The organism is Streptomyces sp. NPDC051018 (genome assembly GCF_044456085.1).
GTDB lineage: Bacteria > Actinomycetota > Actinomycetes > Streptomycetales > Streptomycetaceae > Streptomyces.
On the sequence record NZ_JBITFN010000009.1, the window covers coordinates 281,536 to 299,086 of the forward strand.

General features: G+C 72.2%; 9 protein-coding genes. 4 read left to right on the forward strand and 5 right to left on the reverse strand.

Features of this window, described 5'->3' with window-relative positions:
• Positions 1–71: 71 nt before the first annotated feature.
• From ACIBCM_RS18265 to ACIBCM_RS18280, 4 genes are all read right to left on the reverse strand, one after another.
• Positions 72–3,755, reverse strand: a complete 3,684-nt coding sequence (locus ACIBCM_RS18265) for a LamG domain-containing protein (protein WP_399244424.1) — start codon at positions 3,753–3,755, stop codon at positions 72–74.
• A gap of 347 nt (positions 3,756–4,102) precedes the next feature.
• The gene (gene prfB, locus ACIBCM_RS18270; RefSeq protein WP_399244326.1) at positions 4,103–5,209 is read right to left on the reverse strand and encodes a peptide chain release factor 2; all 1,107 of its coding nucleotides are present in this window, start codon (positions 5,207–5,209) and stop codon (positions 4,103–4,105) included.
• A 101-nt stretch (positions 5,210–5,310) separates the two neighbouring features.
• The gene (locus tag ACIBCM_RS18275) at positions 5,311–6,564 is read right to left on the reverse strand and encodes a serine/threonine-protein kinase (protein ID WP_399244328.1); all 1,254 of its coding nucleotides are present in this window, start codon (positions 6,562–6,564) and stop codon (positions 5,311–5,313) included.
• Positions 6,565–6,991: 427 nt separating this feature from the next.
• On the reverse strand, positions 6,992–8,680 hold the full coding sequence (locus tag ACIBCM_RS18280; RefSeq protein WP_399244330.1) for a protein kinase: 1,689 nt from the start codon (positions 8,678–8,680) through the stop codon (positions 6,992–6,994).
• 469 nt (positions 8,681–9,149) lie between these two features.
• Between ACIBCM_RS18280 and ACIBCM_RS18285 the strand changes: the two genes are divergently transcribed.
• From ACIBCM_RS18285 to ACIBCM_RS18300, 4 genes are all read left to right on the forward strand, one after another.
• On the forward strand, positions 9,150–12,764 hold the full coding sequence (locus ACIBCM_RS18285) for an FtsK/SpoIIIE domain-containing protein (protein WP_399244426.1): 3,615 nt from the start codon (positions 9,150–9,152) through the stop codon (positions 12,762–12,764).
• 215 nt (positions 12,765–12,979) lie between these two features.
• A complete protein-coding gene (locus tag ACIBCM_RS18290; RefSeq protein ID WP_399244332.1) occupies positions 12,980–14,332 on the forward strand; it encodes an ABC transporter substrate-binding protein in 1,353 nt (450 codons plus the stop codon).
• 6 nt (positions 14,333–14,338) lie between these two features.
• On the forward strand, positions 14,339–15,688 hold the full coding sequence (locus ACIBCM_RS18295; protein ID WP_399244334.1) for a carbohydrate ABC transporter permease: 1,350 nt from the start codon (positions 14,339–14,341) through the stop codon (positions 15,686–15,688).
• On the forward strand, positions 15,685–16,566 hold the full coding sequence (locus ACIBCM_RS18300) for a carbohydrate ABC transporter permease (RefSeq protein ID WP_399244336.1): 882 nt from the start codon (positions 15,685–15,687) through the stop codon (positions 16,564–16,566). The genes ACIBCM_RS18295 and ACIBCM_RS18300 overlap by 4 nt, the downstream gene beginning before the upstream one ends.
• Before the next feature lie 292 nt (positions 16,567–16,858).
• Here the strand turns inward: ACIBCM_RS18300 and ACIBCM_RS18305 are convergent, their stop codons facing one another.
• Positions 16,859–17,464: a TetR/AcrR family transcriptional regulator gene (locus ACIBCM_RS18305; protein ID WP_399244338.1), complete on the reverse strand. Its 606-nt coding sequence runs from the start codon at positions 17,462–17,464 to the stop codon at positions 16,859–16,861.
• Positions 17,465–17,551: the final 87 nt, after the last annotated feature.

Below are 17,551 nucleotides of genomic sequence, written 5' to 3' on the forward strand. Positions count from 1 at the left end.
CTGGCAGGGGCCGCCGCGTGCTGCGATGCGGCGGCCCCGCCTGCCGGGTGAGTAAGGACCGGGCGGGCCGGTCAGCCGCCGATGACGGCTTCGATCTGCTCCGTACTCGTCATGGCGCCCGCCCACAGCCGGACCTCGCGGACCTGGCCGGGAAGGTGGTGCGACCAGTTCGTGGCGCTGAAGCCCTTGCCGACGGCGAAGTCACCGGAGCCGACGAGCGCCTTGTACGTCCGGTCCATGTCGTTCTGCGGCAGGCCGACATGGAGCCGGATCACCGGCCCGTCGTCGGAGACGGGGTCGAAGACACCGGTCAGCCGGACGGGAGTGCCGAGGTCGGCCACCTCGTCGGAGCTGACCCAGTCCTTGGTGCCGTCCTTGTTGACCCGGCCGAACCGCCAGAGTCCGAGGGGCGCTTCGTAGGGGTTGCCCTCGTCGTCGTACCGGGTCTCCTTGCCGGTCAGCTCGAACCAGAGTCCCCAGGAGGATCCGTCGCCGGTGCGCTGGCCGGTGACCTGGCCGACGTACCCGGCCGGTTTGGTGAGCAGTTTCACCCGGTCTAGTTCGACGGCGGTGGTGACGGTGAAGCCCCCGGTCTCGTCGATCACCGGACCGGCCGTGGTGGCGGCGTCGTCCGTGCCGTCCAGCACGATCGCCTCACCGTTCAGGGCCGCCCCGCCGGAAAGGGCCAGACCTCGCCCGTATCCGGAGGTCGTGTCCGTGAGGGTGGTGCCGCTCGCGCCCTCCGCCCGCCAGTCGGCGACCAGCTCGACGTCCCGGAACCCGGTCACGGCCGAGAGACTGCGGGCCTCCTTGGCGATCTCGTCCGGCTGGAGTTCCCGCTGCCAGACGGCGGCCTCGTCGATGGAGCCGTTGAAGGCGTAGTGGTGGCCGCCGCCGAACTTGGCTCGGCCGAACTGGAGCGGGCCCGTCGCCGACCAGGAGGAGGTGACGCTCACGGTGCCCTGGAGCACCCCGTTGACGTACAGCTTGAGGAGCTTGTCGACCGGATCGTAGGTCCCGGCCACATGGGTCCACACACCCACCCGTGCCGGGGCATTGCCCTTCTTGCCCCCGTGGGTGGTGCCGTCCGCCGCGTCCGTGCCCCTGACGCCGAAGTACCAGGTGTCGGCGGTCTTGTCGTAGGACAGGATGAACGGGCTCTGCGTGGTGCCGTCCTGGGAGAGCAGCATCATGTGGTCGTTCTTGCCGTCGAGCCTGGCCCAGGCCGCCACTGTGTACGCCGAGCGGGTCTCGAGCACCGGGCCCGCGGTCGCCGCGTAGCCCGTCGTGGTGCCGTTGAGCTTCAGTCCCCGGTCGTTCCTGGGCTGGGGCAGCGGCTGGCCCTGGGCGTCGTGCCGTATCTCACCGCGCCGGCCGCGGTCGTCGCGTACGGCGCCGGAGCCCAGCGTCGCGTTGTCCTGGCCGGCCGGGACGGTGGTGGACGAGTCGACGGCCGTACCGCTCGTCTCGTCGAAGCGCCAGCGGCCGACGGGGCCGTCTCCCTCCTTGACCAGGAAGCTGACGATCTGGGACGCCCCGGGACGGCCGGCCGAGTCCCATGCCCGGACCTCCAGCTGATAGGTGCCCGAGTCCGGCGGGACGATGGTCTGCCGTACGGTCGCCCCCGGGATCTGGGAGGACCACTGGCTGTCCGAGGACCGCCTGTACTGGTACGAGACGATGGTGCCCGTGTCCGCGGGGTTACGCGCGAAGGTGAAGGTGTCCTTGATGCCCGGACCGCCCTTCGGCTCACAGGCGGTGGCGGTGCACAGGGTGTACACGGTCCCCGGGGTCACGACGGGCGGCTTGGGGGCGGTCGTGTCGACCTTGAAGTAGCAGTATCCGGGGGATCCGGACGTCAGCCAGTTCTTGGCGCTGTTGTAGTACGACCTCGTCGATGAGGTGATCCGGTAGAGGGGACCTTCCTGAAGGATCTGTGGCACCGTCGGTTTGACCGCCACCCCGGTGCCCACGAACCCGGAGGTCGGGGACACGAAGTCCGGGAGCGGTGTCCAGCTCCCGCCGTCCTTCCTCTCCACCTTGAACAGGCCGCGCAGCTGGGCCCCGGGGGATCCTCCGACCTGGGTCCGTACCGTGGCCGCCACCTGGGGGGTGGGGTCGCTGATCGTCGAGGGTGCGTCGGCCGCCTTAGAGCAGGAGATTCCGCTGCCCGTCAGAAATCCGAAGGACGCGGGGTAGTTGGGCCGTCCGACATAGTCCACCACCAGCGTCGCGTCGTTCTTGAACCGCTTCCAGGCGCTGGTGTCGCCCTCGTCGGTGGCCTTGATCATCAGGGTCAGGCGGTCGAACGTGCCCGCCGCGAAGCTCCGTACCGTCGCCGTCAGGTTCTCGTTCGTCTCGGCCGGGTTGTCATTGAACTCGATCGGGGCGTCAGGGGAGTCCGGGTCGCAGAGCGAGCCCCTGCCCGCGGAGACCTGACGGTCGACCATCAGATCCAGAATCTTGGGACGGCTGGACCAGGACGTGGCCGTGGAGATGTCGCTGGTGCGCACCAGGTCCACCCAGCGGGGGTCGCACTGGAACGCCCAGGGCTCGGTGATCCGGAAACTCGCGTCGAGGATGTGCTTGCCCACGAGCGGGCTCGGCGAGAACTCGAAGTACAGGCGCTGCACATAGCCCGGACCGCAGTAGTAGCCGTTCCAGGAACCGCACTTGCCCGCGCCCTTGCCCTTGTTGTCGGACATGTTGTCCCAGCCCCAGTCCTTGTAGCCGTCGGAACGGAGCAGAGTCCGCTCGGCCTCGCCCCAGGTGACCGGGGGGTCGATGTACAGGGGGAAGACCTCAGGGTCGGTCTGGCGCAGCATCGCGCTGTCCGGGACCAGGCTGATGGTGTCCCTGGCGACCTGGATCGGCAGGTTGGCGATGTCGTCCCCGGCGCGGGGGCCGCCGGCGTTCTCCCCGGCCGCCGCGGAGACGGCCGGCGGGCGGGAGACGTTCCTTCCCGTGGTGTTCGGGCGGCTCGTGGCGTTCGGGCCCGTGGAGGTGCCCGGCGACGCGGAGCCCCTGGCCGGGGAGGCGGGGGGAGCGGGGGGCGGGGTGTTCTTGTTCGCTGAGGAGTCCCACATCATCGCCGGGGGCACGGTGAAGACCTCGTTCGCGTTCGCGTCCACCGCCGCCATACCGCCGCTCTCGGTCGGCGAGACCTTCAGCCGGTCGGCCTTCATCGAGAACGTGATCTTCTTCAGCTCCGGGTTCGCCGCAGCCGCGGGGGTCTTCACGACCAGGACCTCACGGAAGCCCTCCGTGGTCGCGGTCATCCGCAGATCCACATCGGGCAGGACGTTCGCGTACACCGCGCTCGCGCCGTCGAGCACCGGTACGGGCAGCCGTCCCGGCCAGCCGAGGGCGAGGCTGCGGCCCTCGCGGTCGATCTTCACCAGCCCGGCGCCGTCGCCGCCGCCCGAGAACGAGATGCCGACCGCCGCCGCCTTCGGACCGACGGTGCCGTCCGACCGCCGTTCCAGCGTCGGATCGGGCGCCGCCCAGTCACCGGCGCGGTTCCTCACCCGGACCGGGACGACCGACTGCTCCAGCCGGAACGAGACCCCGTCCGGATTCGCGTACGTCGTCTCGAACTCCGTCCGGGCGCCGACGACCTCGACCCGCTCACCGGTCTCCGCGGCCTGCTGGAGCGCCCGCCGCTCCTCCCCGGCCGGCTTCGGAGCGGCCTGGAGGGGCGCGGCCGAGGCCGGGGCGGCCGACACCGCCGGCATGCCCACCCCCAGCAGGGCCACGGTCAAGACCGCCGTGATGGTTCTTCTGCGCCATGGATCCGCGACACGTACCGACACCGCCACCCCCACAAGGAAGAGAGCACACGCTCCGAGTGAGGGAATGGTCATGTCCACCGCACAGCAACGTCAAAGGAAGTTTCGGACGGGCCCGGAATTAGTCCCGTCATAGCTGTTCCGGCCCTTGGGCGGACGGCGGCGAGGAAGCGGCACCCACCGGTGATAGTGGTGGTGGTACTGGGATACGAGGCTCCCTCTGCCCCCGGGGGCAGAGGGAGAACGGTGCTCTCGGGGCACGACAATGGGGCCGGACCCCAAGCGGTCCGGCCCCATATCCAGGGAGACGGTGGCTACTTCTCCTGACGCTTCCGCCAGCGGATACCCGCCTCCAGGAAGCCGTCGATCTCGCCGTCGAGCACCGACTGCGGGTTGCCGACCTCGAATTCGGTCCGCAGGTCCTTGACCATCTGATACGGGTGCAGGACATAGGAACGCATCTGGTTGCCCCAGGAGTTGCCGCCGTCGCCCTTGAGGGCGTCCATCTTGGCCTGCTCCTCCTGGCGGCGGCGCTCCAGCAGCTTCGCCTGGAGGACGTTCATCGCGCTCGCCTTGTTCTGGATCTGGGAGCGCTCGTTCTGGCAGGAGACGACGATTCCGGTGGGGATATGGGTGATGCGGACCGCGGAGTCCGTAGTGTTGACACCCTGGCCGCCGGGACCGGAGGCGCGGTAGACGTCGACGCGCAGCTCGGCCTCGTCAATCACGACGTGATCGCTCTGCTCGACGACCGGAAGCACCTCGACACCCGCGAAGGAGGTCTGGCGACGGCCCTGGTTGTCGAAGGGCGAGATACGCACCAGGCGGTGGGTACCCTGCTCGACGGAGAGGGTGCCGTAGGCGTACGGGGCCTTGACGACGAAGGTGGTCGACTTGATGCCCGCCTCCTCCGCGAACGACGTCTCGTAGACCTCGGAGGCATAGCCGTGGCGCTCCGCCCATCGCAGATACATGCGCTGGAGGCGCTCGGCGAAGTCGGAGGCGTCGACGCCGCCCGCCTCGGCCCGGATGTTGACCAGCGCCTCGCGCTCGTCGTACTCACCGGAGAGCAGCGTGCGCACTTCCATCTCGTCGACGGCCTTGCGGACGTCCGTGAGCTCCGACTCGGCCTCGGCGAGGGTGTCGGCGTCGTCCTCGGACTCGGCCAGCTCGAAGAGCACTCCGAGGTCGTCGATACGGGACCGCAGCGCCTCGGCCTTGCGAAGCTCGGCCTGGAGGTGGGACAGCTTGCTGGTGATCTTCTGCGCCGCCTCCGGGTCGTCCCAGAGGGAGGGCGCCGCGGCCTGCTCCTCGAGCACGGCGATGTCGGCCCGCATCCCGTCGAGGTCCAGGACGGCCTCGATCGACTCCATGGTCGAGGCGAGGGACTTCAGCTCATCGGATACATCGTCGAATGCCACGGGTCCAGCGTAACGGCTGGACGCGGCAGTGCGGCCCGCCAGGGTCCGGGGGCCGCGCCACCGGGCCCCCGGGCCTGGAACACAGGGTTCCGGCGGTGTGGCTACGGCTCCACGGTGGACGAGCCGCCGGGGTCGTCCTGCGGGGAGGAGCGATCGCCGTCGGACACGGCCAGCCAGCCGCCGGCACCGATGATCACGGCGGCGACGAGGGCGGCGATGATCCTGCGGAGCCGTACGGACGGCCGTACGGGCCCGGTGGACCTCGCCGGCTTGTTGCGGGCCGAGCCCGGACGGCGCTGGCCGGGGGTCCGGGGCGCGCGGGCCGTGCCGTGGGCGCCGCCGGCGAGTTCGTCGGGGGCCGGGACGCGCATCGAGGTATGGGTGTCGCGGTTGGAGTCGGCGGGGGCCGCGCCGGGGACGAGCGGGACCGCGCCCCGGCGGCGGACCTCGCCGGCGGGTACGGGCTCGGGCTCCTCGTACGGCTCCGGGACCGGCTCGGTGTCCGGTTCGTCGACCTCCAGCGGGGGCATGCCCGCCAGCAGCGGCAGCAGCTCGCGAAGCCTCGCGGCCAGCTCGGACGCGCGCAGCCGGGAGGCGGGGGCCTTCGCGAGACACTGGACGAGCAGCTGCCACAGCTCCTCGGGGATGCCGGGGAGCGGGACGACGGTCTCGGTCACATGGCGGCGCAGTACGGCGCCGGGGTGGCCGCCGCCGAAGGGGGTGAATCCGGCGAGGAGCTCGTAGAGGACGGTGGCGAGGGCGTAGATGTCGACGGCCGCCCGGGGCGGCAGACCCTCGACGATCTCGGGGGCCAGATAGTCCGGCGTACCGATGATCTTCGTGGACCTGGTGCGGCGGGGGGTGTCGATGAGCTTGGCGACACCGAAGTCGGTCAGCAGCGCCGGGTGGGAGCCCGCGGGGCCGAGCGGGCCCTCCATGTCGAGCAGGATGTTCTCCGGCTTGACGTCGCGGTGGACGACCCCGGCGGCGTGGGCCGCCGCGAGGGCGTCGGCGACATCGGCGGTGATCGCGACCGCGGCCTCGGGGGCGAGCCTGCGCTCGCGGTCGAGACGGGTGCGCAGATCGGTGCCCCGGATCAGGTCCATGACGAGCGCGAGATCGTTTCCGTCCACGACGAGATCCCGGACACCGACGACCCGGGGGTGGTCGAGTCCGAGCAGGGCGGTGCGTTCCTGGACAAAACGCCCGACCAGCTCCTGGTCGGACGCCAGGTCCTCGCGCAACAGCTTGATGGCGACGGGCCCGTCGGGTCCCTCGCCGGCCCACACCGTGCCGGCGCTTCCCCGCCCGAGGATCTGATGGGCCGTGTACCGGCTGCCGATATTCCGTGCCAAGACTGCTCCCTCAGCGGCTGGCGTTGCCCATAAAGTACGCGGCCGTCCGGGGCCTGTGTGCCCCGGATGGCGCCAACCCTCACCTCCACGGGCGAAACTCCAGGGAAATCGGCAGGGGAACAGCAGGGAAATCGACCCGCGGAAGTCGATAAAGCTACTCAGCGGCCACGGAACCGGTCGATGTCACCGGTCCCGCCGGTTCCGCTTCCCCGTGGCACGGACGGCCGACCGGGCGCACGGGCGGGCGCATGAGCGGGCACACTGCCGGGCACACGGGGGAAGCGGAACCGGCGGACGGGTCGGCCCGGGTGCGTCCGGCCCGGGCCCGTCGACTGGGGCACGTCCGGCGCGGGCGGGCGTCCGGCGCGGGCGCCTTCCGCCCGGACGCGTCAGCCGGAGTCCGTCCCTCTCGAAGCGGGGCGGGAGATCACTGGCCGGCGGGCGGCGTGGGATCGCTCGTCGCGGGGTCCGAGCCGCCGAGGTCGGAGATCCAGCCCGAGACCGCCGAGATGCCGTCGCCGATGGCGTCCCAGTACCCCTTGCCCTGGGCGACCCAGTCCTGGAGCGGGGTCAGCTCCCAGATCAGCCAGCCCGCCACGACGAGCATGACCACCGAGACCAGACAGCCCTTGAGGCAGCCGAGGCCGGGGATGCGCATCGGGTTGGAGCTGCGCTGCCGCGGCGGCCGGGGCTGGCGCGGCGCGGGCGGCTGGGGCTGCTGAGGCGCCGGAGGCTGCGGTGGCGCGTACGGCTGTGGCTGTGGCTGAGGCTGGGGCGCGTACTGCTGGCGCTGGGGCCCCCGGTGCCGCTGGGGCGGATGCGGCTGCTGTGGGGCGTGCGGCTGCTGCGGCGCGTACGGCTGCGGGGCGCCCTGCGGGGGCCGCTGGGGCTGGCGCTGCGGACGGCGGCGCAGGGGGTCCTGGCTCGGGTCCAGATACTGCACCTGGGTCTGCTCGTTGCGGTCGCGGGCGGCCCGCAGCTGGGACTGCCAGGGGTGCGGGTCCTCCGGACGGGGCCCTCCGGGCGCGCCGTCCGGGCGAGGGGGCACGGGCGGCAGGACCGCGGTGGGGTCGGGGGCGCCCGAGGGGCCGCTGGTGTGCGGCAGCACGCTCGTCGCCGCGTTCGGGTCGAAGGAGCCCGCGTTGCTCGGCAGGACCTGGGTGGGGTCGGCCGCGCCGGGGGCCTCGGGAACGGGGGCGGGCGAGGGGTCGGGGGCGAGCAGCGCGCCGACCCCGAGCGCCGCGTCGACCTGGGCGGACGAGGAGTGGACCCCGATACCGGCGGCGACGGTACGCAGCCCCCGGGCGAGGTTCTGGGCGCTCGGGCGCTCGCCGGGCTCCTTGCGCAGACAGCGCTCTATGACCGTCCACAGGGGCTCGGGCACGGTGGTGGGGCGGCGGGGCTCCTCGCTGAGATGGCGGTGGAGCACTTCGAGCGCGGTCCCCCCGGCGAAGGGCGGACGGCCGGTGACCAGCTCGTACAGCAGGATGCCCGCGCCGTAGATGTCGACCGCGGAGGTCTGGGGGCGGCCCTCGGCGGACTCGGGAGCGACATACGCGGGGGTGCCCACGAACTCGTGCGTACGGGTCAGGCCCGGGGAGTCCGCGAGGCGCGCGATACCGAAGTCGGTCAGCATCGGGTGCATCTGGCCGTCGGCGTCGGTCTTCAGCAGCACGTTGGCCGGCTTGAGGTCGCGGTGGACGACACCGTCCGCGTGGCTGGAGGCGAGCGCGTCCGCGATCTGCGCGGTGAGCAGGGACGCGGCGACCGGGGTGAAGCGTCCGCTCTCCCGCAGATAGCGGTGGAGATCGGGGCCGTCGATCAGATCCATGACGAGGGCGAGAAGATCGCCCTCGACGACGAGGTCCCGGGTCCGGACGATGTTCGGGTGGGTCAGCCGGAGCAGGACGGAGCGCTCACGCAGAAAGCGCATCACCACGTCCGCGTCGTTCGCCAGCTCCTCCTTGAGAACCTTGATCGCGACGGTCTCGCCGGGCTGCCCCGGCACGGCCGCCTCGGCACCGGCGGTCTCCCGCTGTCGGGCACGCCAGACGGTGCCCGTGGCTCCGCGGCCGAGGGGCTCCTCGAGGAGGTACTTGCTGCCTACAGGCCGCACGTCATGCGCTCCCTGCTGATCGTGGTCCTTGCGTGGTCCTGATCCTGGCCGCCCTGTCCGGCCGGAGGTGTCCGACCCACTTTAGTGCCGCCGGAGGGTGTCCCGGCCGGTTGTCCACAGCCGCCCCGGAGGCTCCCGTTCCACCGTGTGCCGGGGCGGCCGGTCCGTGGTGTGTCGGGAGGAAGACGCGGGCGCCGTGCGGAAGGTTGCCGAACATACGGCCGGGCCGGCGTGCCGTACACAACACATCGCTGACGGATCATGATCCAACCAGGCACTTTTCCGCCCGGAGCGGACCATTCAAGATCGTTTATCGGCGGTAGCCGGGCGTGTTGTCAGCGGCAGGTGCGAGGATGCCTCCAGCACGGAGTAACGGGGTGGGAGCCCTGTGTTCGTGCCGACCTGCCGGGTGGGGCACTTTCGCGGCTCTCCCCAATGGCACCGGGTGCAGAAGGGATTGCTGACGGCGATGCAGATCCGGCTGACCGTTCTCGCGCCGCGCGGCGGGCAGCCCGCGCCGGCGGGGCAGGGCCTCGGGGGACCGGCCTTCGCGGGGCGCGCGTGCGATGTGCTGGTCACCGCGCCTCCGGGGACGGCTCTGTCCGCGGTGGCATCGGCCCTGGCGACGGCCGTCGCGGGCCCGGACGCCTCCGGCGCGGTCGTGCTGTACGCGGGCCGTGAGCGCCTGGACGCCCAGCGCCGCACCCTGGGCGAGCCACCGCTCGTGGACGGTGCCGTGCTCTCGCTCCATGTACCGGGCTTCACCGGCTTCTCGGGTTCCCCCGGCTCCCCCGACGAGGAGGATCCGTCCGGAGCGCACGCCTCGGCCCAGCTCCATGTCGTCGCGGGCCCGGACGCGGGCGGGGTCCATCTGCTGCACGGCGGCCGGATCGCCGTCGGCCGCTCCGCCGACGCCGATGTGCCGCTGGACGACCCGGACGTCTCCCGCGCCCACTGCGCGGTCACGGTCGCGGAGGACGGCGGGATCACGGTCGCCGATCTGGGCTCGACGAACGGCACCACGCTCGACGGCCGGGCCGTCGGCTCCCGTCCGGTGGGCCTGCCCCGGGGCGCCCTGCTGCGCCTCGGGGAATCGACGCTCCGCATCGCCCCGGGGGAGCACCCGCCCCGGCTGGCCACCGCCCCCGACGGCGAGGGACATCTCCGGGTCCGGGTAACCGGGACCGCGGCACAGGAGGGCTCACCGGCCGCGGGGGCCCGGTTCCCTGGCGCCCCTCCCACGACGGTCGGGACGGCGTCCACGGACGTACGCGTGCCGGGAGGCGCCTCCGTCCCGGGCCGTGGCGCGTCGGATCCGGAGGCCGCCCGGATACGGCACGGGGTCTCGGGACACGGCGACGGTCCGGCGTCCGGCCTAGGTCCGGTGCCCCCCGGTACCGGTGCGTCCGGGCCCGGCCTGCCCCCAGGCGGCCCGGGCCGCGAAAAGGCACTCACCGAGCCGGGCCGGGTGCCCCCGCAGTACGCCCCGGAGGGACAGCCCGCACCGCACGCGCGGGAAGGGTCTCCCTCGCCGTACGGGCCCGGCGGCTCCACATCTCCGTACGACCCCCGCGATCCCTACGGGCCCGACCGGGCTCCCTCGCCGTACGAACCGGGCCGGGCGGACTCCGCGTACGGACCCGGGACCGCCTCCTACGGGGTCGGCCGGGACTCCGGGACGTACGGCCGTGGCGGGACGGGCTGGACCGGTGGCGGGGATCCCTCCGAGACCACGCACGCCCGGGCGGCCGACGGACGGGACACGGACACGAGCCGGGGCGCGGACGCGGAACACGCTGGGGAAACAGGAGGAACAGCGGGAACAGGGGAAGCAGGGGAACTCGGGGCTCTCGGGGATTCCGGGGCTCCCGGTCGCCGCGGCGGCGGGCGCGAGAACGCCCGCAGAAGGGGCATAGGCGCCTGGGCCCGCCGTTTCAAGGGCGACCGCGAGGAGCCCGGGGAGCGGCCGGCCGCCGCGCCCGAGCCCCCGGCCGTCCCGCCCGTCCCCCCGCCCGCCGAGAGCTGGCCGGATCCCGCCGCCGTACTGCTCACCGCGCTCGGTCCCGGCCGGCGCCTCTGGGAGCGCGGTCCCGCGCACCCCGAGTCCCTGGTGCTCCGGCTGGGAACCACCGACCGGGACGGGCTTTCGTCGGTTCCGGTGACCGTGGGGCTGCGGGAGGCCGGTTCGCTCGGGCTCGCCGGGCCCCGGGCGCGGCTGGCCGGAGCTGCCCGCTGGGCCCTCGCCCAGCTCGCCGCCCTGCACTCCCCCGCCGATCTGGAGATCGTGCTGATCAGCACGGACCGGGCCCGGGGGCTCGACGAACGCAGGGCCGAGTGGTCCTGGCTCGGCTGGCTTCCGCATCTGCGACCCGGTCACGGCCAGGACTGCCGGCTGCTGCTGGCGTACGACCGCGAGCAGGCCGCCGCCCGGGCGGCCGAGTTGACCCGCAGACTGGACGACGGCCCGCTCGGCCCCGGCTGGCCGAGCGCGGACCGTACCGCCCTGTCCGGGGCCGCCGCGCGGTACGCGGGCCCGCGCACGGTGGTCGTGGTCGACGGCGACCCCGGTTCGGCCGCGCTGCGGGAGACGACGGCCCGGCTCGCGAGCGCGGGCTGGGCGGCCGGAATCCATCTGATAGTTCTGGCCGAGACCTCCTCGGCCTCCCCCCTGTCGCCCGTCGCGGCGACCTACGAGAGTGCCTGCGCCGTCTCGCTCGCCTTCCGTGAGTGCGGGGCGGTCGGCATGCTGAGCGGTGAGGTGGCCACCGCGCTGCGGGTGCTGCGCACCGCGGGTGGGCTGCCCGCGGGTCATGGGGCGCTGGCCGCCCTGGACGCGGTGTCGGCGGCCTGGGCCGAGCGGTTCGGGCGGGCGCTGGCGCCCCTGCGGACCGAGGGCGGCTCCCCGGGTCCCGGCCGGGCGGCGCCGCTGCCCCGCTCCGCGCGGCTGCTGGACGAACTGGGGCTCGCCCGGGCCACCCCCGCCTCACTGATGGCGCGCTGGGCGGCGACAGCCGAGCCCGACCGGTCCGCCGCCGGCCCGGTCGTCCTCGGCGCGGGTCCCGGCGCGCCCCTCGCGGTCGATCTGGCCTCCGACGGCCCCCACCTCCTGATCGAGGGCCCGCCCGGCAGCGGCCGTACGGAGCTGCTCCGCTCGGTCGCCGCCTCCCTCGCCGCCGCCGGCCGCCCCGACCGGCTGGGGCTGCTGCTGGTCGACGGCGCGGGCGGCGAGCGCGGCGAAGGACTCGCGGTCTGTACGGAGCTGCCGCATGTCACCGATCATCTGGTCGCGAGCGACCCGGTGCGGATGCGGGAGTTCGCGCAGGCCCTCGGCGCGGAGCTGAAGCGGCGCGCCGAACTGCTGGGCCGGCTGGGCTTCGCCCAGTGGCACACCAGCCGGGAGGTCGCGGAGCGGATGGTGGCCCCCCGCCCGGTGAGCGCGGCGGAGCAGGGGCCGGGCGCCGGGCCGTCGTCACGCGGTGATCTCGACTCCCCGCCGAGCGGTACGCTCCGGCTGCGCCCGGGTTCGCGTACGCGGACGGCGATCGTCCCGGAGCCGCTGCCCCGGCTCGTGGTCCTGGTGGACGACTTCGACGCTCTGGTGGCCCCCGCGCTCGGCAGCACCGGCCGCCCGGCGGCCGGTTCGGTCGTACGGGCGCTGGAGGCCGTGGCACGGGACGGCGAGCGCCTCGGCGTACATCTGGTGGCGGCCTCCGCGCGCCCGGACCGTACGGCCGACACGGAGCTGGCGCGGGGCTCCCGGCTGCGGGTGGTCCTGGACGCGCCGCCCGTCCCGGCCGGGCCGGAGGATCCGCTTCCGGGACGCGGGGAGCTCATCGGTCCCGACGGCCGGACGACACCGTTCCAGGGCGGCCGGGTCACCGGGCGGATACCCCGCACGGCCACCCTGCGCCCGACCGTGGTGCCGCTGGAGTGGGAGCGCATGGGTGATCCGCCGACCCGGCGGCCGGTGCGCGAACTGGGCAACGGCCCCACCGATCTGGCGCTGCTGGCGAGTGCGCTGGAGCGGGCCGCGCGGTCGGTCGACGCCGTACCGCCGCCTCCGCTGGCCCCCGGGCACGCCTGACGATTCCGGCCCCGTCTCCTCAACCAGCGGTCGGAGCAAGGGGTTTGAGCCTCTTCACCGCGGGTTCGAGCCATGAGATTTCGGGTTTGACAGGACATCACGTCACAGAGGGATCACGAAAAAGCCATCACCGCACCCCGTGGATTGCGGCCCCTCCCACCCGGGCGTACACCTGTCGGGCAACGCGTCGGAGCCATGGAGAGAACGGGGCAGTCATGCGCACAACTCTTCGCACGAGCAAGGTCGCAGTAGCATTCGCCGTCATCGCGGCACTCACGGTCGCCGGGTGCGGCGACGACGGCGACAAGGGCCCGAAACCGGCCGGGAGCGGCGAGCCCGCCACGGGCGTCGAACTCCCGAAGCTCAACGGGGAGAAGGTCGAGGTCGCCGCGGTGTGGAGCGGGGAGGAGCAGAAGAACTTCGTGAAGGTGCTCGACGAGTTCGAGAAGCGCACCGGGGCGTCGGTCACCTTCGTCCCCGCGCAGGACCCGATCGTCAACTTCCTCGGAACGAAGATCGCGGGCGGGTCCCCGCCGGATGTGGCGCTGCTCCCCCAGCCGGGCGCCATCCAGCAGGCCGTCCAGCGCAAATGGGCCAAACCCGTCGGCGCCGAGGCCAAGGCCGAGCTGGCCAAGAACTACTCGGCGGGCTGGCAGAAGATCGGCCAGGTGGGCGGCGAGCAGTACGGCGTCTACTACAAGGCCGCCAACAAGTCGCTGGTCTGGTACAACAACGCGGTCTTCGAGAACGCGGGCGCGACGGAGCCGAAGACGTGGAAGGAGTTCCTCGCCACGGCCGAGACGATCTCCGCCTCGGGTGTCACCCCCGTGTCCGTCGCGGGCGCCGACGGCTGGACCCTCACCGACTGGTTCGAGAACATCTACCTCTCCCAGGCGGGCCCGGAGAAGTACGACCAGCTCGCCCAGCACAAGCTGAAGTGGACCGACGCCTCCGTGACACAGGCGCTGACCTCCCTCGCCGAACTGTTCGGCAAGCCGGAGCTGATCGCGGGCGGCGCGGACGGCGCGCTCCAGACGGAGTTCCCGGTCTCGGTGACCCAGACCTTCACCGGTGGCGCCGAACCCAAGGGCGCGATGGTCTTCGAGGGTGACTTCGTGGGCGTCAACATCGGGCAGACCAAGGCGAAGATGGGGATCGACGCCAAGGTCTTCCCCTTCCCCGCGGTGGGCCCCGAGCCACCCGTGGTGACCGGCGGGGACGCAGCCGTCGCGCTCAAGGACAGCAAGGGCGCGCAGGCGCTGCTGACCTTCCTGGCCTCGCCCGACGCGGCGAGGATCCAGGCGGAGGCGGGCGGGTTCGTCTCCCCGAACAAGTCGCTCGACCTCGCCGCGTACCCCAACGACGTCCAGCGCGACATCGCCAAGGCCCTGATCGACTCGGGCGACGACTTCCGCTTCGACATGTCGGACCAGATGCCGCAGTCCTTCGGCGGTACGCCCGGCAAGGGCTTCTGGAAGACGCTCCAGGACTTCCTGAAGAACCCGAAGGACATCGCGGGGACCCAGGCGAAGCTGGAAGCGGACGCCGCCAAGGCGTACAAGAGCTGACGGCGGATGTCCACCGCCGTGAAGGCGGGGGGGCCGGCGGCGCCGGTTCCCCCCGTACGCAAACGCAAGGGCGTGACAGGCACACGTAAAATCATCGCGGCCGGCTTTCTGCTGCCCGCGCTGGTGCTGCTGGGCGCGCTCGTGGTCTACCCGATCGGGTACTCGGTCTACCGCTCCTTCTTCGATCAGGGCGGCGGCTCATTCACCGGTGTCGACAATTACACGGAGATCTTCACCGACGACGCGATCTTCACCGCCGTGAAGAACAACGCGATCTGGGTGGTGGTCGCGCCGACCGTCTCCACCGCCCTCGGGCTGATCTTCGCCGTACTGACCGAACGGGTGCGCTGGGGTACGGCGTTCAAGCTGGTGATCTTCATGCCGATGGCGATCTCGATGCTCGCCGCGGGCATCATCTTCCGGCTGGTGTACGAGCAGAACCCGGAGCGGGGCGTCGCCAACGCCGTCTGGGTGGGAGTCCATGACACCTTCGCCGAGTCGGCCGGGTTCCCGAGGGCCCGGCCGCTGCCGGTGCACCCCCTGAAGCCGGGCGGCGGCGGTTCGTACATCACCAAGGAGCCGGTCACCGCAGGGACACCGGTCCAACTGCCGCTGGTGGGTGTGCCGCCCGCGAAGATGCCGTCCGACGCGCGGCCCGCGAAGGCGGCGGAGCCGGGCGACGGAAGGATCACCGGCACCGCGTGGCTCGACTTCACCCGCGGCGGCGGTGGAAAGCCCAACACCATCGACACCAGGGAACTGGGGCTGAAGGGCCTCACCGTGGAAGCGGTGAAGGACGGGAAGGTCGTGGCCGAGGCACGGGCCGGGGCGGACGGCGTCTTCACCCTGCCCGCCTCCGCCGACGGCGCCCTGCTGAGACTGCCCGCCGCCAACTTCAAGGAGCCGTACAACGGCGTGAACTGGCTCGGCCCCTCGCTCGTCACCCCGGCGATCATCGGCAGTTACGTCTGGATGTGGGCGGGCTTCGCCATGGTGCTCATCGCGGCGGGGCTGGCGAGCGTGCCGCGGGAGATCCTGGAGGCGGCGCGGGTCGACGGCGCGAGCGAGTGGCAGGTCTTCCGGAGGGTGACGGTGCCGCTGCTCGCCCCCGTGCTGGCGGTGGTGTTGGTCACCCTGATGATCAATGTGCTGAAGATCTTCGACCTCGTCTACATCATCGCGCCCGGGTCGGCACAGGACGACGCGAATGTGCTGGCCCTCCAGCTGTACCGGTCCTCCTTCGGCACGGACTCCCATCCGGGAATCGGCAGCGCGATCGCCGTACTGCTGCTGTTGCTGGTGATCCCGGTGATGTTCTTCAACATCCGCCGCCTGCGAAGGGAGAGTCGCCGATGACCACGACGGACGATGTGGTGAAGGCGAAACGGTCCCTCCCTGCCCGGATCGCGGCGCGCACGGGCGGGGGCGCGCTGCGGGTGTTCCTCGTCCTGATGGGCCTGTTCTGGCTGATGCCGACCTTCGGGCTGCTGATCTCCTCGCTCCGGGGTGCCTCCGACATCGCCGCGAGCGGGTGGTGGAAGGTCTTCACCACGCCCGCGCAGATCACCACGGACAACTACGAGCGGCTGCTGGAGAACGAGGCGATCACCGACTCCCTGGTCTCCAGTGTGGTCATCACCGTGCCGGCGACCCTGCTGGTGGTGATCATCGGCGCGCTCGCGGGCTATGCCTTCGCCTGGATGGACTTTCCGGGCCGTGACTGGTGGTTCATGCTGGTCGTGGGGCTGCTGGTGGTACCGGTCCAGGTGGCGCTGGTGCCGGTGTCCAAACTGTTCGGGCAGATCGGGATCTTCGAGACCACGATCGGCGTGATCCTCTTCCATGTCGCGTTCGGACTGCCGTTCGCGATCTTCCTGCTGCGGAACTTCTTCGCGGAGATCCCGCGCGAGCTGCTGGAGGCGGCGCGGCTGGACGGCGCGGGCGAGCTGCGGCTCTTCACCCGGGTGGTCATGCCGCTGGGCGGTCCGGCGATCGCCTCGCTCGGCATCTTCCAGTTCCTCTGGGTCTGGAACGACATGCTGGTGGCCCTGATCTTCGCGGACTCGGAGAGCGCGCCGATCACGGTGGCCCTTCAGCGGCAGGTCCGCCAGTTCGGCAACAACATCGACGTCCTGGCGCCCGGCGCGTTCTTGTCGATGATCATTCCGCTGGCCGTGTTCTTCGCGTTCCAGAAGCAGTTCGTGTCGGGGGTGATGGCGGGAGCGGTGAAGTAGGGCGTACGCGGGCGGTGTCCCGGGCCCGGGGTCGTACCGGGGCCCGGGGCGTGCCCGGGATCGGGAGGAGCCGGTACGGGCGCCCCGGGCATCTCCGTATGGGCGCCTCGGTACGTATGGGCTCGGTGCGGGCGCCCCGCGGGAGCTGGACTCCGTACGGGCTCGGGGCGCGTGCCTCCGTACGGGCCGCCGTCGGACGGGCCCGGTGCGCCGGGAAGGGCCACCGCGCCCCGCGCTCCCGGGGCCCGGGCCCGCCCCGGGCCGTCGCGCCCATGGCCCCCGCGCCCCTGCCTCAGGCCCGCAGCGCCGCCACCGCTCCCCGTGTCAGATCGTCCAGATAGCCCTTCGGGAGGTCCGCCCGCACCACCACCAGATGCCAGTAGAGCGGGCCGACCGCCACATCGAGCAGCCGGTACGGGTCCGTCGAGGCGGGAAGCTCCCCCCGGGCGATCGCGTCGCGGACGATATGGGCCGCCACCCCCTGCTGGCTGTCCAGCAGCGCCGCCTTGATCGCGTCCGCGATCTCGGGGTTGCGTACGGACTCGACGAGCAGATCGGGGATCACCTGGGAGGCCACGGGATGCCGCAGCGCGTGGGAGGCGACCTCCAGCAGCGCCCGGACGTCCCCGTACAGGGAGCCGGTCGCAGGCGCCGGCAGGCCCTGCGCGGCAAAGGCGGAGACCAGGTCGAGGACGAGGGAGAGCTTGGACTTCCAGCGCCGGTAGACCGCCGTCTTGCCGACGCCCGCGCGCCTGGCGATCCCCTCGATGGACATCCGCGCGAAGCCGACCGAGGCCAGTTCCTCGAAGACGGCGGCGCGGATCGCCTCGGTCACGTCCTCGCGGAGCACTGCCGCTCCCGCGGGGGCACGTCGTGGGGTACGCGGGTCCGTGGTCATGCGGAGGAGCATACCCGTGACGACGAAACGGTTGCGTTGCGACGTACAAACGCCCTAGTGTCGCCGTAGCGACGAAACGGACCCGTC

Coding starts and splice junctions, on each gene's coding strand:
- ACIBCM_RS18285 (WP_399244426.1), top strand. CDS start 9,150: ATGCAGATCCGGCTGACCGTTCTCGCGCCGCGCGGCGGGCAGCCCGCG.
- ACIBCM_RS18290 (WP_399244332.1), top strand. CDS start 12,980: ATGCGCACAACTCTTCGCACGAGCAAGGTCGCAGTAGCATTCGCCGTC.
- ACIBCM_RS18295 (WP_399244334.1), top strand. CDS start 14,339: ATGTCCACCGCCGTGAAGGCGGGGGGGCCGGCGGCGCCGGTTCCCCCC.
- ACIBCM_RS18300 (WP_399244336.1), top strand. CDS start 15,685: ATGACCACGACGGACGATGTGGTGAAGGCGAAACGGTCCCTCCCTGCC.
- ACIBCM_RS18305 (WP_399244338.1), bottom strand. CDS start 17,464: ATGACCACGGACCCGCGTACCCCACGACGTGCCCCCGCGGGAGCGGCA.